This window comes from Thalassococcus profundi, from assembly GCF_003344785.1.
GTDB lineage: Bacteria > Pseudomonadota > Alphaproteobacteria > Rhodobacterales > Rhodobacteraceae > Puniceibacterium > Puniceibacterium profundi.
On sequence record NZ_QPMK01000015.1, the window covers coordinates 1 to 24911 of the forward strand.

Consider the following 24911-nt stretch of genomic DNA (forward strand, 5'->3'; position numbering starts at 1 on the left):
TGGCCTGCCCCCATCGAGTGATCCATATGGAATGTTAGTGCATGGTCGGTCTGTGGTCCATCGGCATGAAGCTTTCTGGCGCTGGCGGGCGATATCCGAGGGAGCTGTGCGGTCTGACAGTATTGTAGTGGCGGCGCCATCTTTCGATCAGAATCTGAGCCTCCCGCAGCGAGTAGAAGACCTCGCCGTTCAGCAATTCGTCCCGGAATCTTGCGTTAAARCTCTCGCAGTAACCGTTCTCCCAAGGTGATCCTGGTGCAATGAAGGCTGTCTTGGCACCGACTGCGCTGATCCATGACCGCACCTTCTTGGCGATAAATTCCGCGCCATTGTCGGACCTTATGTATTCTGGTGGACCGCGCAGGAAGAACAGGTCGGTCAAAGCATCGACTACATCGACAGAATTGAGCTTGCGTTTGACACGGATCRCCAGCGCCTCCTTCGTGAACTCGTCKATGATGTTGAGCGTGCGATAKACCCGYCCGTCGTGGGTCCGGTCCTGGACGAAGTCATAGGACCAGACATGGTTCGGGCGTTCCGGCCGGAGCCGAACGCACGAGCCGTCATTCAGCCAAAGCCGACCCTTCTTGGGTTGTTTCAGCGGGACTTTTAGCCCCTCCCGCCGCCAGATSCGTTCKACGCGCTTGTCCCCTCTCGGCAGATTTGCTGCGCAAATCGCCTGCCGGGCAGCGGTATCACATGCCAGCCGCTGTTGTTCAGCATCCCGGTGATCATGCGATATCCGTAGCGCCCRAACTCTCGTGTCAGCGCGATGATGTCATCGGTCAGCCGTTCTTCATCCGGCAGACCGATGGGCACCTTRCGCTGCGTCGAGCGATGCTGACCCAATGTGCGGCAGGCCCGGCGCTCAGATACGCCAAGGGTCTGCCGCACATGGTCGATACATCGACGGCGGCGGGCGGGGCTCAGAAGYTTCCCCGGGCGGCCTCGGTCAGGATCATCTTGTCCAGCGTCAGATCCGAAACCGCCCGCCTGAGCCGCGTATTCTCGGTCTCAAGCTGCTTCAGCCGCTTGAGCTGGTCCCGGCTCATGCCGCCATACTCTTTGCGCCAACGGTAATAGGTCTGCTGCGTCACCCCGATCTGACGCACAGCATCGACAATCGAGCTGCCTTGACCTTGCAGCACTTCAACCTGCCGCAGCTTCAGCACAATCTCTTCGGGCTTGTCTCGCTTTCCGGCCATCACATGGTCCTCCTGAAACGGGATAATACTATCCCAGTTAGTGGACCACTTCAGTGGGGGCACTCCAACTGACAAAACCTGGGTGAAACTGGAGTACGCAGATGGCTACTGGCCGAATACTACATCCAGCCATCGCCTTCGTGTAGCTTCTTGCGACGGGTTTTGTCAGTTCTGTCAGTTTGGTTTTTGAAACGAGAGGCGCAAAGCGACACCTTGGGGGGCCTCGCGAGGCAGATGGTCTGACCAGATTGCATGCCCAAAACTTGATGATAAATGACGACTTTTTCGAGCGAATTTGTTTGCAAAGATAAAACTTACTTCGCGACGAATTTATTCTAATATCGACGATATGCATACATATTATTATAGGCAGAATGTCTAATTTGATGCGGAATAGCCGCAATTAGCTGAAATTCAGGACTTTGCGCTTAATGCATCATGTTGACGTCGAACCACACCGGAGGCCTAAACTTGACCGGTCTGTGTAGGATGCTCTTCGGTTTCGTTGCATGTAGCCATGGTCGGGAAATGTGCGTTCGGCTTGAGGTACATTCACCGCTGATTTGTATCGTGCTATGCCCATCATCAATATGCTAATAAAAGCAAAGAACTTTAAGGAAATTTCGTAGAAGAAGACATTGGTCCTTTGCCGCCGATTGCTTCAAATTCCATATACGTGCAATGAGAAAACCTTAGGCAGAACTGCCAATATCTATCGCAATATCCGCTATTAATAGATCATGAGGGTAATCCCCCCGTTCTTAGGGGGATGCGGACGTAGAATTTTCTCGACAGGATGAACGAGGAGATTCCGATGAAGAAGACACGTTTCACTGAAGCCCAGATCATGGGCGTACTGCGCCAGATGGAGGGCGGCGTGCCTGCTGCCGAGTTGTGCCGCGAACATGGGATGAGCAGCGTCACGCTTTACAAATGGCGGGCGAAGTATGGCGGCATGGATGCGAGCTTCATCAGCGAGATGAAGGCAATGGCCGAAGAAAACCGGCGCCTGAAGCGCATGTACGCCGACGTCAGCATGCAGAACGACCTGCTGAAGGAGGCGCTCAGAAAAAAATGACGCGGCCAGCTCAACGCCGAGAGTTGGCCGTGAAAGCGGTGGCGATGAAGGCTGTCAGCATCGCTCTGGCGTGCCGGGCGTTCGACGTCAGTGAGACGTGTTATCGGTACAGCCCCAAGCTGGACGATGAGAACGAGCAGATCGCCGATCTGCTGCTCGGGCTGACGACGGCGAAGAAGACCTGGAGCTTCGGCCTGTGGTCTCTGTACCTGCGCAATGTCCAGCGCCATGGCTGGAACCACAAGCGCGTCTACCGGATCTACCGCGAGCTGGAGCTGAACCTTCGGATCAAACCACGCAAGCGCCTGAAGCGGGAGAAGCCCGACGAGCTGGCCGTGCCTGTGGCGCCGAACGAGGTCTGGTCCATGGACTTCAGGCGACCATGACCACTTTTTGACGCCCCAGCTTGACGCTGTTCGGTGAACTTTCAGTTAAGTCGCATCGATCATCACGGTCTTATTCTCGCCGTGCTCGGCTGCCAGTACCGTCATCATCTTCGCGAAGATGGCTTTCTCGCTCCAACGCTTCCAACGGTTGTAGAGCGTCTTATGGGGCCGTATTCCTTAGGCGCATCGCGCCATCGCAACCTATTGCGATTTATGAAGATAATCCAGCTCAGGACGCGCCGATCATCGACGCGAGGCTTGCCGTGATACTTCGGAAAATATAGCTCAAGACGTGCCATCTGCGCGTCGCTCAGCCAGAAGAGATCAGGCATATCACCGCTCTGTTTTCGTGCGGTTAATCAAGACCGCAGAAACAGATAAATGGGTCCTGAGCTCAGGGCAAACCTTCCAGGCGGCGGACGGGAGTTCCTGTGGTTTCGTGGACGGTTATTGGCTTTGAGGTTCCAGCACTTCTACTTATATCAATCGGTTGCAGTATTCTCGCGCAAAGGAGGGTGTCGGCATTCCCGGTCGCCTCTACCTGCTGCGCACAGCACAGCGGAAAGGGTTCTTCGGGGCGACAAAGCAGGGGCCAAACGGGCGCCTGAGATGTCCGTCGCGAAAGAATGGAAACACACTTTTTCGAAGAGTGCGTCGCAGACGAAGACCATTCTTAGCAGAATTTTGTGGCGAAAAGCGACAGCACACGGTAACAAGAGGTCGCATTTGCATGTCTTTTATTGAGTCCTGAGCGTCCCGCGACGGTCGACGTCCAGCAAGTTTACGCCTATTCTAAACGGAAACCTCCGGGCGTCCGTCATCTTGAGATTGGTCTGGAGGAATTTCGATGCGCAAGTTTAGCCATGGTCCGGCTTTCGACATCTCGGAAACGCGCGGATCTTCTTCTCGGTCCAAATCCGGTATTCCTGCTTCGCAGACGATCTCTCCCGGACAACCTCTCCTGCGCAGCACGGCGGCAACGGCGCTCCTGACCAAACCCAAGTTCCGTAAGCGGGCACAGCGGTCCGAGGTCGAACCGCTTGAACCGCGCATCCTGCTGTCGGCAGACCTGGCCCCCTTTGCGGTCGCGATGGCGGCGGACCAGAACGATCTGACGCTGTCCTTCGACGCCGGTTCCGACATGATCCAGATCCACGACAGCTTTACCGGCGACATGGTGGCCGAGAAGGCCCGTGCCGAGACTTCTGCGCTGACCATCGAAGGCACGGAAGGCGACGACGTGCTGCGCATGGACGAGGCCGGCAGCTATATCTTCCCAGACGGGATCTGGTTCGACGGCAACGGCGGCACCGACACGCTGATCGGCGCCGACGACCTTGATGCGACGTGGATCATCGACGGCATCGACAGCGGCACGACCGAGGGGTTGGAATTCGCCAGCGTAGAGGTTTTGCGCGGCGGCGCGAACAACGAGGACACCTTCGTTTTACAAGCCGGGGCGCAGTCGACCGGTGGCCTGGAGGGCGGCGATGGCGGCTTCGATCTGGTCGACGTGGAGGCGGCGGGTCTTGCCGTCGGGCTGACTCCCACGGCGCCGGATGCGGGCGGGATCACGGTCGACGGTCTGACAACGCTCTACACCGGTATGGAACCGGTGAATGTCGGGTCCGCGACGGAAATCGTCCTGACGCTCGACGGGACCGACAACAGCGGCGTGTCGCTGTCGTTCGCGTCCAGCGCCGGCGGCGTCGACACGTTCGTCCTCGACGCGCCCGGGATCGAGACTCACAACCTCGCCATCGACAACACCGTGACCTCGGTGACCATCAACCTGGGCGGCGGTGCCGACGATATCGAGATTTCGGGGGTCGACGGCACCAACCTCGACGGCATCCTGACGATCAACGCCGGCGGCGGCAACGACACGATCACCCTCGGAGAGGATTTCGGCACGCTGGACATCGACGGCGGCGCGGGCAACGACGCCCTGGTCGTGGACCTGCAATCGAGCCTCGCGAACATCTACACCACCACGGTGATCGGCAACCAGGTCACGACGCAGCTCAACGGCGGCACCATCGGCGTGGCGACCCTGCAGCCGATCGGCGATTTCGCCTCGATCACCGGCGACAGCATCGTGCTGGACGCCTCGAACGTGATCGCGGCCATCGACGAGGTCTTCGCCACCTTCGCGTCGGTTCTCGAAACCGCGGGTGACACGCTGTCGGTGATCGAGGCGCTGCCGCTGATCGGCGGCGCGAATATCGTCGACACGGCCAAGGTCACGCTGACCCGCGCGCTGGATCTTTACGACGCCTTCGACAGCGCCCGGGCGCACATCCTGAAGGAAATCCAGGCCGCTGCCGCCGGCGGCCTGACCAGCGGCGAGATCGAGGATGCCATCGCCTCTGCCACGGCGGTGGTCGAAGGCATCGCGCCCGCCGTCGCGAGCCCGATCGCCACGACGCTGGCGGCGTTGCAGGCCACCCTGGCGGCGCCGGGCGCCACCTACCAGTTCGAACTGTCGGTCGATCTGCGCCTGGACGACGGCACGCTCGACACCGTGCCGCTGACCATCGACATCGATGCGGCGACGATTTCCGCGCTGGTCGGGGAAACGGTCGACGGCGTCACGCTCGACGCCTTCGGCGCGCTCGCAACCGCCGTCGCCGCCGAGATCGGCAGCTCCGACCTGGCCGGTCTGATCGTGCCGGTCTTCAACGCCGGGCGGTTGGCCTTCCAGGCGGTGTCCGACGTGGTGGAAGAGGTCAACGTCCGCGCGTTGAACGAAAACGCCACCAACTTCGCCAATGCGCTGCTGGGCTTTGACGGCAGCGATTTCGTTACGCTCACGCAGGACCAGATCCTGAACCGGCTCGCGGGACTTGGCGATCTGAACTTCGCCTTCGATGCGGTCAGCCTGTCGGTGCAGAACGCCACCACGCTGCTGCTGGATTTCGAATTCGAAGCAACCCGGCGCACCGATTTCGCCTTCGACTTCGGCGCCGACGCCGATGCCCTGGGCCTGTCCTTCGACGCCGATGCGCAGCTGCAACTGGCCGCGGCGCTGGCCTTCGAGGCGTCTTTGACCATCGACGCGTCGAACATCGCCGACGTGGCCGTCTCGGGCGCGATCGAGGAATTCGGTCTTGGCGGTGAGATCGAGGCGACGGGCCTGTCCATCGGGGCCAAGGTCGGGGTGGTCGAAGGCACGGTCGCCGGTGACGTGGCCCTGGACGTGGCGCTGGTCGACGACGGGTCCGTCAGCTTTTCGGATGGGGACAGCGCCGCCGCGCTGCTGGCCAACCTCGGCCTGACTACCGGCGGGTTCGATTACAATTTCTCAAATGACACCTTCCAGTTTACCGGCGCCGCAGGATACAGCGCCGACCTCACGCTGACCGTCGGGGCGCAGCTTTTCGGCGGCGGGGCGGGCGCGACGCTGGATATCGACATCGCCGGCGCGCTTTTCGACGGCACCGCGCCGACGGTCGTTCTGTCGGGCGGGCTGGAGCAGGATTTCCTCGATTTCAACAACCTCACGCCGACCGAGATCGTCCGCGCCATCGCGGATTTCGTGCTTTGGCTTCAGGATGCGGCGGACAGCGACCTGCTGTCTGGCATCGACATCCCGTTCCTCGAAGGGGCAATCGACGACATCACCAGGATCGGCAAGGTCGTGTCGGACGCGCTGCTGTTCGATTACGGCGGGGACGGGGTCAAGGACCGCGACGACCGGCTGGTCACCGACCTCAACGACGCGCTGCTGGCGGCGGGGCTGGACAGCTACCTGCGGTTCGAGGGGACGGGCGGCGCCTTCACGCTCAACATCATCGACCCGAACGTGACCGAGGTGCGCATTCTCGATGGCGCGTTGCTGGGCGAACTGGGCCTGAGCATCAACGACGTGCTGACCGACGGCCAGGTCTTCGATGCCAGCGTGCTGGGCGTTCTGACCGGGAATCTGGCGCTTGCTGCGGATGCGGCAGTGCGCGCCACTATCCGCGTGACCACCGCCGCGGGCGAGGTCGAGCGCAAGTTCGAACTGCTGCAAGAGGCGATGGCCAACAATACCGGCATCGGCGACGATGCCGCCAAGCTGATCGACCGCTTCAACGCGCCGACCTTCGGGTCGATCCAGGAATTCCTCGTGCGGCTCGACGACATCGGTGTGCTGGACGCGGTGGGCTTTAATGCCAACGATCTGTCGCAATTCTACGACGCCGCCGAAGACCAGCTGATCTACAACATCGACCTCGGGGGCGCGAACCTCTTCGACGTGGAGATTCCCACCGATTTCGAATTGGATCTCGGCAATCTGATCGACATCAACTCGACCTCGCGGCTGGTGATCTCGGGCGGAGCGAGCCTGGCGCTGGGTCTGGGTTTCGATCTGTCCACCGGCGGGCCGCTTCCCGGCCCCGCGGGCGACCTGACCCTTGGGTCGCTGCTGTCCGACCTGGGCGTGAGCCAGAAGACCGAAAAGGCGCTGACCGCCGCCGACGCGCCGGGTGCCGTGACCGACATGGCCTTCACCCTCGTCCTGACCGAAGACGGCGGCGCGGAGCAGGCGATTGCCGTCACGCTCGACGACGTGGACCTGTCTCTGGCCAGCAGCGATTTCGACGCCTTCCGTGCCGAGATCCTGTCCAAGATCAACGCCGATCTGCCCGGCGACATCACCGCCGCCTTCGTGGATGTGCCGCCGCCGGCGGAGTCCGTCTCGGTCATCGAGGAACTGGTGCGGCTGACCTTCACCTACACCGGCGGTGCCGCGACCCATACGCTGGCCATCGACGGCGATGCGGCGGGCTTCGACACAAATCCGGCCGCCGCGATCCTGGGCCTTTGGGAAACCGCCAGCGTCACCGACGGCGTGCTCGAAGCCGCCGACACGATCCAGCCCTTCAACGCCGTCGGAGTCGTCGCCGAAGACCTGCCCTTCACGCTGCAATTGGACGGCGCCAGCTACGAGGTCACGCTGCCGGCCTCGGCGACCCTGACCGTGCGCGGCGGCCAGCTTGTGTCGATCAACAGCTCTGTCGTCAGCCTTGCCGCCGACCTCAAGACCGCGCTGGAGACGGCGGTGGACCTCTCGGCCACCTCCGAGGTCGACCTGACCGATGATGTGACCGTGACCTTCCAGGGCAGCAAGCTTGTCCTGTCCCTGACCGAAGGCAGCAGTTTCACCAACCTGTCCCTGTCCGCCACGGTTCCGGAGCTTGGCTTTACAAACGCCGTTCTGGATTCCGACAGCGCCGATCTGGTTCTGGTGGTCGACAACGGCACCGCCACCGACACGCGAATCTCTGTCAGCTTCGACGCCGCGACCGATATTGGCGACGCGCTGCAGGACATACGCGACGCCATCGAGGCGCAGTACGGGCTGGCGCCCGGGACAGCCACCGACGATCCGGCGGACGACTACGCGGTCTTCATCACGCCCGACGATCCGGCGACGCCCCAGAACGAATCCGGCAAGAGCATCTCGGTCAAGATTTCCGACGGCACCAACCGGCTCAAGGCGCTGACCGGCACCAACGCCTCGCCGACGGCGGTGGGCCTGGGGCTTGTGGGTACGGATTTCGTGGCGAGCGATCCGGACGACACCCCCGACGGCATCGTCGTCGGTGCCGACATAGGCGGCGTCGCTTTGGCGGACCGGTTCTTCATCAAGTCCGACGTGGCCCCCGGGGCCACACAGTCGGACCTGGCCTCCCTGAATTTCGAGGCGCAGGCGGGACGTCTGGTCAAGGACTTGCAGCTGATCGGCGACGACATCCTGTTCTCGCAGGCGCTCGACTTGCGCGATTTCGTGCCCAATGATCCGGCGGATCCGCGTATCGAGATCGAGATCCGCGACGTGGCGGGTTTTGCCGACGGCACCTACAAGATCCTCGAATTCGCGTCCGGCACGCTGGACGGAGAGACGGTCGAAGGCGTGCGCGTCGTCAACCTGAACGACACCGCCGCAGATATCGGCACCACGGGGCAGGCGGGCGGCATCGCCATCGTCAAGTCCGGCATCGACGCCAGCGCGTCGCTGGGCTTTGTCGGGGTCGAACTGGGCGGCACGGCGCTCTTCGGGGCGGAGCTGAACCTGGGATTCAACGCCGGTGCCGGCAAACCCGCCGCCGACGGCATCGTCACGCTGGGCGAAGTGATCGACGTGATCGAAGATGCCGCCGACACAGGCGTGGACGCGCTCTTCGATCTTTTCATCTTCCCTGAACTGATCCCCATTGCGACCTTCGAGGCGCAGACCCTCTTCGGCGTCGCGGACCTTGAACTGAGCCTTGCCGAAGGGTCTGACGGGTTCAACGACATCGTCACCGACCTTCTGGGCGCGTCCAGCGTCGAGGCGAACATCAAGCTGATTTCGCTCGGCGATCCGTTCCTGAAGGACCGGCTCGAGAACGCCGGCGGCTTTGCCGTGACCGGCGCCGACACCTTCGTGGTCGACAAGGATTTCTCCGACCTTCTGCCGATCGGCGCCAAGGTCCGCTTCGAACAGGGCGGATCGGTCTTCGAGGCCAAGGTGGAGACGGTCGATTTCACCGGCGGCGTGTCCACCGTCACGCTGGACTCCGACAGTTTCGAGACGGTTGAAGGCGCGGAGGTCACGGCGCTGACCGCTGGCCAGACCGTCACCGATTTCGACGACATCACCGTGCGCGCCACCGCCGAGGTGGACCTTGACGACTTCGGCGCGCTGTCCGAAGCCGGGTTCGGGGCCTTCGACCTGGGCACGCTGCTCGATGCGCTGCAGCTGCTGGCCGATGCGTTGTCGGAAATCGAGGGATTCGAGTTCCTCGACGCCAAGATTCCGGTCATCGACCGGTCGTTGTCCGATCTCTTCTCTCTGGCCGACGACCTCAACGACTTCATCGACGGCTTCCGCGAGAATCCGGCCGCCAGCCTGCAGTTCGTCGAGGATGCGCTGAACGACGCTATCGGTCTCAGCGACGAGACGCTGGAAGAGGTCTACGACATCGTCTACGGCACCGGCGGCGGCGACGACGCGCCGGACGAGGCGTTCCAGATCGGCTACGACACCTCCAACGGCAAGGAGATGCTTACCTTCACGCTGAACGTCGGCGCCGCCTTCTCCGAGGCGATCAACGTCGGCCTGTCCGACATTCCCTTTGCCGACAGCCTGTTCGTAGCGATCAACATTCCCGGCCTGTTGAGCTTTACCGGCTCTGCGGGGCTCGCCACCAACGGCGGGATCTTCCTGACCATCGGGCTTGGTATCGACCTGGGCGAACTGGCCGCGAACGTCACCGACAACGACGCCGCGACGGGCGTCGACGACGCCTTCTATCTGCTCGAGGAAACCAACCTCGCGGCGTCGGTCGAGGCGTCGGGCAGCAACCTTGCCTTCAACGCGGGGCTCGGGCCGTTGGCGCTGTCGATCCAGAACAACGGCACCGATATAGCCAACATCACCGTCAACGCGGGCGCCGAGGTTTCGACCGTGGGCGCGTCCTTCACCGATGGCCTGCTAAGCCTGGGCGACGTGATCGACGGCACCGTGGGCCTGGACAGCATCCTTGACATCGCGGGCAACCAGGGTGGCGGGTCTTTCGGCGCGATCTCCGGTCTGCTGCCGATCTTTTTCCCGAACGATTCCAATCACGTGGGTGACATCCGCATCGGTGAGACCTTCGGTGTGGGTTACGGCGACCTGGCCAATTTCGGCAACCTGACCTTCAAGGTCGACGGTGCCACGCCGATTGCCCCGGACGACCTGGTCATCGACGTCTCGGACCTCACCACGTATCTCACGAATTTCGACTTCTCCGAACTGTCGATCTTCGACAACATTCGGCTGGCGGTGGACGGTTTCGACACCTTCCTGAGCCTGCTCGAAGAGAACATCTTCGGCACGCTTGCAGACCTCGACCTGCCGCTGGTGGGTGCGGGCTTTGGCGATGCGGCGAATTTCATCGGCGATTTCCGCGAGGGCTTCGTCGGCAACCTGCGGCTTGCGCTGGACACGATCGAGGATGCCGCCGACGATTTCGCCGATCCCGACAAGAACATCATTTCCAAGCTGCTCTTCGATCTGCTCGGGCCGTCGGGGCTCAACCTGCTGCAACCGCTGGCGGTCGAGGATCAGACCGGCAACGGTGGACCAGGCGACTACATCCTGTTGAATTCCGAAGGATTCCAAGAGGCGCTGGACACCGGCGATCTGAGCGTGGCCGACATTTCCTGGGACTTCGACCTCGGTCCCAGCCAGACCCTGCTGTCGAACGTGCCGCTGGGCTTCGACATCGGCATCCCGGGGCTCGGGCTGGAAACCGACGCTGACATCCAGTTCCTGCTCGACTGGGGCATCGGGCTGGGCTTCGGCCTTTCGACTGAAAAGGGCTTCTACTTCGATTTCGACGAGACCGAGGACGACATCTTCATCTCTGCCGAAGTGCTGCCGATGGGCGAGATCACCGGCACGCTCGGCTTCCTCGGGCTGACTGCCGAGACGCGCGACGGCGGACTGGATGTCGCAGGGGAATACAACGGGCTCGAAACAGGGCTTTACGCCGAGATCGGGCTCGACGTGCTCAAGGGCGGGATGGCGGCGGATACGCTGGGCCTCACCGAATTCGGCGAGATCGGCTTGCAGTTCGGTCTCGACGTGGTCGCGGCGGCGGCGCTCGACCTGCGGCTGGGCCTGTCCGAGGATCTGGTGGGCGAGTCCGTTGCGGGCGGATTCCCGTCGGTTGTCAGCGGCTTCGATTTCCTCTGGACGCTCAATGCCGATTACAACCTCTTAGGTGGCACCGCGCCCGATACTGGGCTGGACACCGGCATCCAGTACCTTGCCTTTGGCGACGTGGGCCTGGACCTGGGCGAGTTCGTCACCGACGTGCTGGGCCCGATCGTCGACGCGGTAGCCGAATATACCGAACCGCTTCAGCCCTTCATCGATTTCCTGACCGCACCGATCCCCCTGGTAGACATCTTCGGTGTCGATCTCACCATGCTCGATCTCGCGGCGCAGCTGGGCGACTTCAACCCCGGTCTGATCGAGACGATCGCCGAAGTGATCACGCTCATCAACGAGATCGCCGAGTTGCGCGACGGTCCGGGTGAGTTGAACCTGATCATTCCGCTGGGCGATTTCGTGATCTTCGATGCCATCGACGGCACCGAAAGTGACAACCCCTTCGCCGACGGGTTCGACAGCTCGGCGCTCTTCAACGAACGCGATGCGGCAGGCGCTTTCGACGCCGCGGCAACTGCCTTCGACCAGGCGTTGAACGATTCGACCACCACCGGCGGCGACAAGAACCGCGACGCGGCCAAGACGGTGACCAAGCTCAAGGCGAGCGGATCCTTCGCCTTCCCGATCATCGAGGATCCGTCGCAGATCTTCGGCCTGCTCATGGGCAACCCCGCCACGCTGGTGACCTTCGACCTCGAGCCGCTGGTCGTCGGGTTCGAGCAGAACTTCTTCTTCTCGATCTTCGGCCCGTTGGGCGTGTCGCTGGGCCTGATCGTCGAATTCACCGCCGATTTCGCTTTTGGCTACGACACACTCGGCATCTCCGAATTCGTCGACAGCGACTTCAAGAACCCGCTGCTGCTGTTCGAGGGTCTGTTCATTTCGGACACCGAGAACCCCGACGGATCGGGCGCGGACGTGCCCGAACTGACCTTCCTCGGCGGCATCACCGCCGCGGCGGAGCTCAACCTGGGTGTTGCGCGGGCCGGTGTCGCGGGTGGTCTTTTCATCGAGATCCTGTTCGACCTCTTCGATCCGAACAACGACGGCAAGGTCCGGATTTCCGAGCTTGTGTCGAATGTCGTGAACCAGACCCGTGCGCCCACGGATGCGGAAAAACTGCTGGCGCCGCTTGCGGTCTTCGACGTCACCGGGGAAATCTTCGCGCGGCTCTTCGCCTTCCTCAAGATCGACCTGGGCCTCTTCGAGATCGACAAGGAATTCGACTTGGTCGATCCGATCACCATCCTCGACTTCGCGATCGACTTCTACCGCCCGCCAGTCGTGGCCTCCGAGGCCGGAAACGGCGATCTGATCATCAACATCGGCGACTTCTCCGAGCAGCGGCTGATGGGCGACACGTCGGATGGCGACGAGGTTGTCTACCTCGAAAAGCAGGGCGGCCTCGACGGCGACGGCAACTACACCGTGCTGGTCTACACCGACCCCAACGGCTTTGGCGCGGACAGCCCGACGAATGCCAACAAATCTTCCTTTGCCTTCAAGGTCGCGGCGGGCGCCTCGCTCATCGTGCGGGGCGGCGCGGGCAACGATGAGATCAATTTCATCGGCTTCGACGGTGACGAGGTGCTGTTCGATGTCGAGGGCGGAATCGGTAACGATATCATTAGCTTCACCGGTGGCGGATCGGGGTCCAACACGACGTTCAACCGCCTGATCGGGGGACTGGGGGACGACACGATCACCGGTTCCGGCGGGCGTGACCTGATCGAGGGCGGCGCGGGCAACGACGACCTCTCGGGCGGTCTGGGCGAAGACCTCGTGATCGGCGACCAGGTCAATGTCTTCCCCGGCGTGCTCAAGGTCGACCTGCTGGGCAACGCGGGCCGCGATACCGTGTCCGGCGGTGACGGCGACGACATCGTGATCGGCGGCGGCGGGCAGGATTCCGTCCTGGGCGGTGCTGGCAACGACCTGATCCTGGCGGACGGAGGCGAGATCCGATTTGTTGATCCGCTGGGGCAGATGATCCTGTCGAACGTCCTGGCCCTGCACGAGGGCGGCGTCCAGAAGACCGACAAGCTCAACGAGGGCGAAAGGGACACAATCGACGCGGGCAGCGGCAACGACGTGGTCTTTGCCTCGGGCGGCGACGACTCGATTGTCGCCGGTGCCGGTGCGGACGCCGTGTTCGGCGGCGCGGGCTTCGACACGATCCAGGGCGATGCGGGCGCCGATCTGCTGCTTGGCGACATCGGCAGCATCCTGGAATCGCTGCTCGACACGCCCGCCTCGGATCTGCTGAGCAATATGAGTGCGCTCGACAACCTGAGCGACATCGTGCAGCTGGCCAGCCGCATCGCGCTGGCCTCGGGCGGCGCCGGAGATGTGATCTTTGGCGGCGACGACGACGACCTGATCTTCGCACAGGAAGGCAATGACGACGTCGAAGCCGGCGAAGGCGACGACCTGGTCTACCTCGGCGCAGGCTCCGACACCGCCTTGGGCGGCATGGGCAACGACACGCTGCTGGGCGAAGGGCAGGGCGACCTGATCCGTGGCGGCGACGGCAACGACGTGCTGAACGGCGGAACCGGGGCGGACACCGCCTTTGGCGACGGCGGCGAGGACGTGCTGATCTCGGCGCAGGGCACCGACGAAGTGAACGGCGGCGAAGGCGGCGACACCTACCGCGTCAACCTCTCCGGCGGCACCACCCAGTCGCTGATCGAGATCAGCGACGGCGGCACCAACGACCAAGACGTGGACGTGCTTGAGGTCAACGGCACCGACCGCGCTGACCGCATCCTGCTGCGCAGCGACTCCTCGGGCAACAACGCCTTCATCGCCAACCTAAACGGCGATTTCAACGCCGAGCGGATCAACTACGACAAAACGCTGGAGCGGATCATCGTGTCGGGCGGGGCGGGCGATGATATCTTCGCCTCGGACGACACCTCGGCCGAGATCACCATCTACGGTGACAGCGGCGACGACAGTTTCCAGATCGGTCAGCTGTTCCGCGAGGCGCGTAACGTCAACGACGACCTCAACGGCATTCCCACCGGCATCGCCGAAGAGGATTTCTTCGTCACCATCGAGGTCACGCGCGGCTGGCTGTCGAACGGGATCTCCTTCCCGATGACGATCAACGGCGGCGTCGGCAACGACAACTTCACCGTCTACCACAACAAGGCGGTGCTGACCCTTAACGGCGACGCCGGCGACGACATCTTCGAAGTGCGCGCCTTTGCGCTCGTGGGCAGCCAGGAACCCGAGCGCGAGCGCACCGACCTGACCGGCGGCGACGGTGCTGACACGGTCCGCTACGCGGTCAACGCGCCGGTGAACATCAACGGCGGCGACGGGTTCGACACTCTGATCGTGATTGGCACCGAATTCGGCGACGATTTCGTCATCACCGAAGACGGCGTCTTTGGTGCGGGCCTCAACGTCAATTTCGTCAATATCGAAAGCCTGCGCATCGACGGGGCCGAGGGCGACGATCGGTTCTTCCTGCAATCCACCAAGGAAACTGTGCTGACCGAGCTCTTCGGCGGTCTGGGCAACGACACGTTCTTCACCTCCGGCGACACGCCGCCCGTGGTCTCGAACGATTTCCGCGGCCATTCCGGGATCATCACCCACGACATGACGGCGGGCGGCGATGCCCGGTACGACGGGCAGAAAGTGTTCGGCATCTCGGCCAACGTGGCCGACGACGACACGCCTTTCGTCATCCTGACCGAAACCCAGGGCTCCACCCTCGTGACCGAGGGCGACGCCACCGGCGACACCTATACCGTGACGCTGACCCGCGCCCCCACCCGCGACGTGTTCGTCACCATCGGTGCGCCGCTGCCCAGCCCCAGCGCCCGCGAACAGGGCATCTATGCCTTCCGCGTCGACAGCGCCCATCCGGATGCCAGCACCCGGATAGACGGATCGTCGGTTGTGCTGAAATTCACCGCGGCGAACTGGCAGACCGCGCAGGAGGTGCAGGTCATCGCGTCGGGCGTGATGAACGACTATCCCGGCGGGCTCTTCACCCGCCAGGACCTGGCGGGCGACACCTTCGCGGACCCCGAACCGTTCGATTTCGACGACTCCGCGTTCGAAGGTCAGCAGAACGCGGTGATCACACACATCTTCTCGTCCGGCGAGACGATCCAGCGCACCGGCACCGACCTTGTTTCGGTCGACAACGGCGCGACCCCGTCGATCACGATCAACAGCCTTGGCCTGTCCGATGTAGACGACCTTCTGGGCCGCACGATCAGCATCGTCGAAGGTCCGGGCTTCGGTGACTTCCGCTTTGTCACCGGCGTGACCGACAATGGCGCGACCTATACGCTCGACCTCAGTGCGCCGTGGGCGGATGGTGACGTGCCGGTCGCGGGCAGCGCGGACACCGTGTTCAACATTCGCATAGACGATGCCATCACCGGCACGCACGACAGCTCGACCGAGAGCAAGGCCGAGGAAATCTTCGACGATCGCACCGTGTTCACCGGCACAGCCGCCTCGGGCGGTCTGATCGACTTCGAAGCCACCTACGGCAACCTCTCGGGCGCGACGCTGCAAATCATCGGCGGCACAGGTGCGGGGCAGGAACTGCTGATCCTCGACACCGACGGGGCAGAGCTGACGCTGAACGGCATCTGGTCCATTGATCCGGACTCGGACTCCGTCTTCCGCATCGCGCGTTACGACGGGCTCAACAGCCAGGTCGTCGAAGTTCTGATCGAGGACAACGATCAGCCCGGCCTGATCATCGACCAGACTGACGAGCTGGATGCGCCCGGCGCCGTCAACGGCAGCGACGAGAATGATACGCTGACCGCGGTGATCGAAGGCGCCGACGGCAACCAGACCGGCGAAGGCGACGTGCTGACGCTGTCGCTGAGCCAGGCACTGGCCGCGGGCCAGGAGCTGACGTTGGAGCTCGATTACGACGCGTCGCAGGTCAAGGTCGTGGCCTTGGGCGACGGCCCGGGCGGCGCGGCGCTGACCTCATTGGACTACGACAGCGGCACGCTGTCCCACCAGGTCGAGGTCTGGGCGGTGAACGACGTGCTGCGTGAAGGTGCACATACTGCCAAGATCGACTTCTCCTTCACCGATTTCACCAATATCGCCGCGGCATTCAGCTCCACCGACACGCTGGCCCTACAGATCGACGGCACCAATCCGCAAAGCTCCGTCGGGCTGACGTTCGAGCCGACCTCGATCACGTCCGTCCATCTCGACGGCGCTCTTCTGACCGAGGGCGTGGAGTACGAGCTGATCGAGGGGACCAACCAGCTCCTTTTCATCGACGGCGACGACATCGTCGAGGTCTCGGGCCTGGTCGAGATCGAATACGATTACGCGCAGATCACCTATCAGGACGCCTTCGGCGGCAGCGTGCTGGTTCGGATCGCCGATGACGACGCGCCGACCCTGTTGGTCCGCGAAAGCCAGGGCCGGACGGACGTGATCGAGGGCGGCGCCACCGATACCTACGAGATCCGCCTGACCTCGGCCCCGACCAGCGGCGATGTCACGGTGAACCTCAGCGAGATCATCACCAAGACGACCAAGACCGGCGGCATCCGCTTCGACAACATCCAGGTCGAGATCACCGCCGCCGAGCGTGGCGGCGCGCCCCTGGCCATCAACAAGACGCAAGTGACCGACGACAGCGGCAATCTGGTCTTCGACGAGGCGGGCGCTCCGGTGATGGAATTCTCCATCACCTTCGACGACACGAACTGGGATCAGCCGGTCACCATCACGGTCGCCGCGGTGGACGACGCGGTCGTGGACGGCGACGACACCCAGGTGTTCCGCCCCGGTCCCGCGACGCTGGCGGGCATCCTCGGCCCCGTGGTCACCAACGGTGCCGGCGGCAACGGATCGCTCTTCGGGCTGGCCGAACCGCTGATGCTGCCGGGCGAAATCAACGTCACCGCGTCGGTGGGCGACTTCGGCCCCGGCGACATCGACAATAGCATCGCGTCGCCCGCCCTGACCGTCGACCGCGCCGACCTTACCGCCGAGGTGATGATCGACTTGCGCCTGCGCGACAACCCGGACGACCTCGATCCGGGCGAGGCGGGATATCCCGGCGCGGATGCGACCGACGAAGAGATCCTGGCGCTTGGCGGCAAGACGCTGGAAATCACCCGCGCCCCGGCGGCGCCGGGGGCCACCGACCAGTTCCGCCTGATCACCGACGTGACGATCAACGTTGACGGCACGGTGACGCTGAGCCTCAATGCGCCTTACGACCTGTCGCCCTTCGGTCCCGACGAACTGAGCCAAAGCTTCGATCCGCAGGACGCGGTCACCGATCCGGGCAATGCCGGGTTCCCGGCGCCGGAGGATACGCCCGAAAGCGCACTGGACGACCTGGTCAACCGCTACGCGCTGACCTCGGAAAGCCTGAACTTCTTCGTCAACGAACTGGTCTCGGTCGATGTGCTTTTCGTCAAGGACGACGACAGCCCGGCGGACAGCGCCGGGACGCTGACCTCGAACCGGCTCTTCGGGCTGAACATGGGCCCCGACACCGTGATCGGCGAACGCGCGCGGCAGGGGGGCATCACCTTCGGCGAACTCGAGGTGCTAGATATCACCCTTGGCTCGGGCTACAACGATTTCGAGGTCAAGGGCACGCCGACGCGCTCTGACGGCTACGAGACCCGCACGATCATCCGCACCGGGACCGAAGTGCCGGTCGATCCGGTGCTGCTGGCTGGCAACCCGCTGATCGGGCAGCCGGTGGGCGATACCGTGACCGTGAACCTGCTGGCGTCGGACAGCGATCCGCTGCGTTCGGGCACGACCTTCAGCGTCGAAAATCCGAATTCCGGCAACGGCTTCGAAGTGCTCTTCGACATGGGCGCCGACCTGGGCGAGGCAGAGGATACCTTCCTTGGCCAGAAGCTGGTCATCACGATCGAGGCCGACGGGTCGGAACAGGTTATCGAGCGCTGGATCGTGGGCAGCGACGGCGATACGCTCCGGCTCGACGAGCCGCTGGTGCTCGACGGCTCCGCCACGGTTCTGGGCTGGGAGGTCATCGACCCCGCCGACGGCGCGCTGTCGGTCGATCTGCAAGGTGGTGACGACGTGCTGACCGCCACCGGCGACAAGGGTCTGGTGGTCTTCGGCGGCACCGGTGCGGACACGATCACCACCGATGCGGGCGACGACATCGTCTTCGGCGACCTCGGGCGCGTGGATGTCTTCAACGCGCTGTCGTTCCTGCTGGATGGCGACACCGAACCGACGCCGGTGAATCTCTTCGGCGGTTTCGCATCCATCGTCACCCGCCTTGGCACAGCGCCCGATCCGATCCTGGGCTTCGTCGACGGCGGCTTTGCCGACCGCGACACGGTCGATACCGACCAGACCATCTTTCCTGTGGCGGACACGGCGGACGGCACGGTCTTCGACCCCTACACAACCGGCGATATCGGCCTGGCCGGGCTTTACATCGATATCAACGACGGCACCGGTTTCCGCGAGGATCCGCGGCTGATCCTGTCCAACACCGATGAGGTTCTGGACATCATCCCGCCGTTCACCGTGGACCTCGACGCCACCAGCAAGTTCCGCATCTCGACCCTGCCCGAAGACCAGGCCGACGGGTTCAGCTGGCAGGCCGGGCTGATCCTCGCCATCGCGGGCGCGGGCGGCAACGACGTGATCTCGACCGGTGCGGGCGACGACACCGTCATGGGCGGCGAGGGCGATGACGACATCACGCTCGGCGCGGGGAACGACGTCGGCTTTGGCGATCTTGGCATGGTGCGCAACAGCTTCCTCGGCGGTGTCGGTCCGACCCCGACGACCCCCGGCGAGATCGTGCCGACCTACCTTGACGGCGTGTTCAGCATCCAGCTGGCGACCGGCGGCAACGACACGATGTCCGGCGGTGCGGGCAACGACCTGCTGGTCGGCGGCGCGGGCGCGGACGACCTGTCCGGCGACGGCGGCGACGACATCATCCTCGGCGACGCAGGCTTTGCCGACTACACCGACGGCGTGCTGGGCGCGGTCGAGGCCTATCGCAGCGTCGGCGCCGCCGACGAGATCGCGGGCGGTTTCGGCAGCGACACGATCCTGGGCGGCCTTGGCGGCGACCGGATCGCCGGTGACGAGATCGTGCCCACGGGATCCGGTGCCGATGGCGGCGACCTGATCTTGGGCGATCACGGGCGGATCGACTATGGCTTCGACGACGACGCGGCGCCGACGACCTCTTCGGTCGAACGGGTCCAAGGCGTGCTGGAACTGGCCGCTGGTGCCGACACGATCGACGGCAACGCGGGTGCCGACACGATCCTCGGCGGCTCTGAGACCGATCTGCTGCGCGGCGACGACGCCAGCGGCGCCTCGGGCGGCTTCGACCTTGGAGACCTGATCTTCGGCGACACCGGCGAGATCGACTATGCGGTGACGGCAGGAGCGATTTCCCTGCTGACCCGCGTCGCCACCCGCGACGTGAGCAGCGCCACCGGCGCGGGCGACGTGATCGAAGGCAATGCCGCAAGCGACACGATCCTGGGCGGCATCGGCTCTGACATCCTGCGCGGCGACAAGGCCGCGGTTGTCGGCATTCTCGACGGCGACGACCGGATCCTGGGCGACAACGGCGAGGTGCTTTACGAGGCCGATGGCGTGACCATCGCCACGATGCAGAGCTTCGAGGATGGCCTGGGCGCCGCGGATGTCATCACCGGCAATGCCGGGGCTGACTGGATCGTCGGCGGCTATGGCGGCGACCTGATCCACGGCAACAACGAGGGTGACGACGAAACCGCGCTCGACGGGGCGGATGTGGTCCTGGGCGACAATGGCCAGATCCTTCTGTCCGCGGGTGCCTTCAGCGCGATCCGCAGCTTCGACACCGCCGAGCCGCTCTTTGCCGCCGACGACACCATCACCGGCGATGCCGGTGGGGATATCCTGGTGGGCGGTCTGGGCGCGGACCTGATCCGTGGCGATCACACCCTGGGCACCGACAGCGCCGAGGACGGCGGCGACGTGATCCTGGGCGACAACGGCGAGCTGGTCTGGAACACCGGCGGCTTTGACACGATCGTGCGCAGCTTTGCCTTCGAAGACGGCGCGCCGGGGGTCGAACGCGGCGGCAGCGACACGATTTCCGGCAATAGCGGCGACGACCTGGTCATCGGCGGCACGGCGGGCGATCTGGTCTTCGGCGGCACGCAGAACGACACGATGCTGGGCGATCACGGCTTTGCCGGGATCATCGGCGGCGCGGTGCAGTTCCTGTCGATCCGCGAAAATGCCAGCGGTGCCGACGACACCAACGGCTTCGGCGGCGACGACACGGTCTTCGGCGACGAGGGCGAGGATATCGTGGTCGGCGCCTTCGGATCGGACGTGCTCGATGGCGACAACGTCGAAGGCCGCGACGATCCGCAGGGCGCGCTGGCGGGCCGTGATCTGGTGTTCGGCGACAATGCAGAGCTCGACCGCCGTGGCGTGGCCCTGGGCGACGTCACCGACCCGCGCTTTACCACGCTTCAGAATGGCCGGATCTACAGCGTCGATGCCGGGGCTCTGGCCACCGGCCACGCCATCGAAGGGCTGCTGCTGGTCACCGGAACGGCCTTCGCCAATCCCGACGGCAGCGCGGTCTGGCAGGATTTCGAGATCGAGCTGCTGGACCACGACCAGAACGGCGCGGACAACGGCCTTTTCGGCACCGACTACATCGCCGGCGGCGGCGCGCAGGACAGCCTTTTCGGGCAGCTGGGCGACGATACGATCCAGGGCGATGGCGGCGTGCAGGGCGTCTTCTCGCAAGCGGCCTACCTCGGCACGGCGGCGGTCGATACCGACCGCGCGTTGGCTGACGGACTCGCCAGCGACGGGGTCTACGCGGTGCGTAACGGTGACGGCGTCCTGATGATCAACGCCGCATACGAGGCGGCAAGCGACGACGACGACTACATCGAGGGCAACGGCGGCAACGACGTGATCTTCGGCGGCCTGGGCCAGGATGACATCGTCGGCGACAACTCGTCGCTCTTCAGCCTCGATGCGACCGAACGCTATGGACTTGAAGTCGGCGGCGTCGATCTGGGCATCGGGTCCGACATGATCTTCGGCGGCTCCGGCCAGCGGATCGACCGCCACGAATACGTCGAAACCCCGTCCGGCGTGGCCGGAGAGGTGGTCGATATCCTGATCGCGGATCGCCATTCGCGCGACGCCGACATGGTGATGGGCGACAACGGCGACATCTACCGTATCCTCGGCGCGTCCGGTGAATACTTGTCCTTCGCCTATGACGCGATGGACAACGTGGCGTCCGAGCATTACGGCGTGGGCGAGCTGTCGCGCGGCGGCGACCGTATCGTGATCCGCGGCGCGGCGCTGCTCGACTACACGATGGGCGGCGACGCCTTCGGTCCGGCCAGCTACGGCATGGCGGACGAGGTCCACGCGGAAAGCGGCGACGATTCGGTCTACGGTCTGCTGGGCGACGATTCGCTTTTCGGCGACAGCGACGACGACGACATCATCGGCGGCCAGGGCAACGACTGGATCTCGGGCGGCACCGGGCTCGACGGGGTGCTGGGCGGCGACGGCCGGATCTTCACCTCGCGCAACCTCGATGGCGGCGCCGATCCGCTGTCCGAGGCGATCTACGGCATAGATTACGTCGACACCAACCAGGTGATCTCGACCCCCGGCAACATCCAGCAATCGACGATCCACCTGGCCGGATACCTCAAGAAGACCGTCGATCTGATTCCGTTCTTCCCGCAAAGCTCGGATGCCGTGCCGGGTCTCGTGGACCGGGTGAACAACTCGGCCGACGTCGACAACGACGACAACGACATCATCTTCGGCGGCCTGGGCAGCGACTCGCTGCACGGCGGTTTCGGCTCCGACGCGATTTCCGGGGCCGAGGCGATGCGGATGACCATGGGCGGCCTGCCGTTGCCCTACAGCTTCGACAATCCGGGCAACCCGGGCGACATCCTTGCCTATGGCACCGGCGTCGACGGGGAGGGCAACGCGCGGCCCAACGAATTCGCCGCCTATGACGAATTCAACCCGCGGCCCGAGGTCTGGATCGATCCGGTGACCTTCAGCTTCGTCGATCCGGGCACGCCGGGCGCGGTGCCTTTCGTGCTGAACTTCGATCCGGCGGACGGCGCGGCCACCGATCCGGTCAGCGGCGACGGCCCGGCGGTGGCCTCGGACGGCGACGACGTGATCTTCGGAGACCTGGGCCATGACTGGCTGGTCGGCGGCACCGGGCGCGATCACCTCTGGGGCGGCTTCGGTGACGATCTGCTCAATGCCGACGACGACCACGACAGCGGCGGGGCGAACGACACGCCCGACACCGCCAACAGCTATGCGGACATCGCCTATGGTGGCGGCGGGCGGGACATCCTGATCGGCAACACCGGCGGCGACCGGCTGATCGACTGGGTGGGCGAGTTCAACTCCTACATCGTGCCCTTCGCGCCGTTCGGAGCCTTCACCATCAGCCGCAACGTCCAGCCGCAGATCTACGACTACCTCTACGACCTCTCCGAAGCCGATGGCGCCGACACCACCCGCGTGGCCGACGGCACGCCCGCGCGCAACGGCGAACCCTACGGCGAGATCGGCGCGGTCAAGCAGCAGGATGCCTTCTGGCAGGATCAGACCGGCGCACCGGACGATCCGCAGCCCGGCAACATCCCCGGCGGCAAACGCGACGTGATGGCGGCAGAGGATTTCGGCGGCGAGGATGCGCTGGTAGCCCTGGCCGCGGACAGCGGCACTTGGTCGACGTCCCAGGGCCGTGCCACCATCGCTCCCGAAGCGGTGGGACAGGATGGCGTGAGCGTCTATCACATCGCCGACTACCTGCCGACCTATTTCGAGCTGACGGCCAGCATCGCCGCGGAAAAGGATCGCTTCGGCTACGACGCCAACGGCTTCCTGATCTTCGACTATCACGGACCCGAGGATTTCAAGTTCGCGGGCATCAATTCGGACATCAACAAGATCCAGATCGGCCACCGCGACGCCAGCGGCTGGCAGGTCGATGTCCAAGCCAACATGAAGCTGCGCGCGGACCAGTTCTACGATGTGCTGGTCGCGGTGAACGGCACCACGGTCACGGCGCTGATCGACGGTCGACACACGCTGTCGCACACCTTTGCGGCGCGCGTGGTGGACGGCATTCCGCAAGGTCTGAATGCCGGGCTCGTGGGCATCGGGGCTGACAATTCCCGCACCACGGTCGACAACCTGACCGTGCAGGTGCTGCCGCCGGACCTGACATATGACCGCACCGAGGATTTCGAAGACGGCGCGGCAGAGGACTTCACCGGCGTCACGACCGGCGACTGGAGCGTCTTGAACGGCGCCTACCAGGTCGATGCCGGATCGGGTATCGCCCTGTCGACGATCGACCTGTCGGGCGAGGCGGGCTATGCCGCCGGCACCTTCTCGCTGGCCGACAGCGCCAAGGTGCGGATCGAAACAACGGTCAGCACCGACGGACCGGCCGGGGTCGTCTTCGACCTGGTGTCCTCCAGCCGGTTCAAGTTCGCGGTGCTCAATCCCGACGCGAACCGGATCGAGATCGGCCACTACGAAGGCAACGGCGCGTGGATCGTGGATCAGTCGGTCGCCGTTGCGGCCGGTATCGACGCCGGAACAGACTACACCCTGTCGGTAATCCTTGCCGGGTCCAGCGTGTCCGTCAGCCTCGATGGCGTATTCTATGTCAGCCATGCTTTCAATGGCGTGAACGTCGACGGCGGAGCCGGGTTGATCGCCAATGGTGCGATGGCATCCTTCGAGGAGGTCTCGTTCGAAACCGACGACGCCCGCATCGCCACCGAGACGGTCGAGGCGCTGCGCGGCACCGCAATCGGCACCGGTGCGGATGCACTGGAAATCGACGACGCCTATGCCCTGAAGGACGAGGCCATTCGCCGCCTAAGCCTGAGCCTTGGCCTGAGCGACAGCCAGGTGGCTGCGTTGCAGGGCATCGACCTTGCGATCGGCGACCTCGCGGACGCGACGCTCGCCACCTACCAGAGCGGGTCGATCACGCTCGATATCGACGCGGCGGGCATGGGGTACTTCGTTGACGAGACCTCCCGTGCCAATGAGGAGTTCGATAGCGGCGGAACGGCCATCGAGGGCAACGACGCGAGCGGCGGCTACGATCTGCTCAGCATCCTGATGCACGAGCTGGGCCATGCGCTGGACCTGAGCCACGACGCCTCGGACGCGCCGTTCATGTCTGGCTTCCTCGATCCGTCGCAGCGTCTGGGCCTCTTTGCCGCGGCCAACGACGATGCGGCGCCCGCGGGCTCTGACGAGGTGACCTATTACGACCCGCGGGTCGATGCGATGGTGACGCAGGACGAGATGATGTTGCTCGATGCGGTGGCGGATATCGAACCCGAAACCACGCCACAGCCCACGCCGGTCAAGGGCAACGGAAAGGGCCGTGTCAAATGGGCCGCGCAATGACGGGAATGCCGCGTTAAATCTTGATTTAACTTAAAAATCTGCAAGACTTTATCCGGTGTCATGGGCGTCGC

At 64.0% G+C, this 24911-nt stretch carries 1 protein-coding gene and 3 pseudogenes; 2 read left to right on the forward strand and 2 right to left on the reverse strand.

Annotated features, from left to right (window positions below):
• Positions 1-34 precede the first annotated feature (34 nt).
• A pseudogene (locus DU478_RS16505) lies at positions 35-1205 on the reverse strand (IS3 family transposase).
• Positions 1206-2019: 814 nt separating this feature from the next.
• Between DU478_RS16505 and DU478_RS16510 the strand changes: the two are divergent.
• Positions 2020-2657 (forward strand): annotated as a pseudogene (locus DU478_RS16510) (transposase); the annotation flags it as partial.
• A 60-nt stretch (positions 2658-2717) separates the two neighbouring features.
• Here the strand turns inward: DU478_RS16510 and DU478_RS16515 are convergent.
• Positions 2718-3001: pseudogene (locus tag DU478_RS16515) on the reverse strand (transposase); the annotation flags it as partial.
• A gap of 515 nt (positions 3002-3516) precedes the next feature.
• Here DU478_RS16515 and DU478_RS16520 point away from each other — a divergent pair.
• Positions 3517-24840: a calcium-binding protein gene (locus tag DU478_RS16520; protein WP_114512078.1), complete on the forward strand. Its 21324-nt coding sequence runs from the start codon at positions 3517-3519 to the stop codon at positions 24838-24840.
• The last annotated feature ends 71 nt before the right edge of the window (positions 24841-24911 follow it).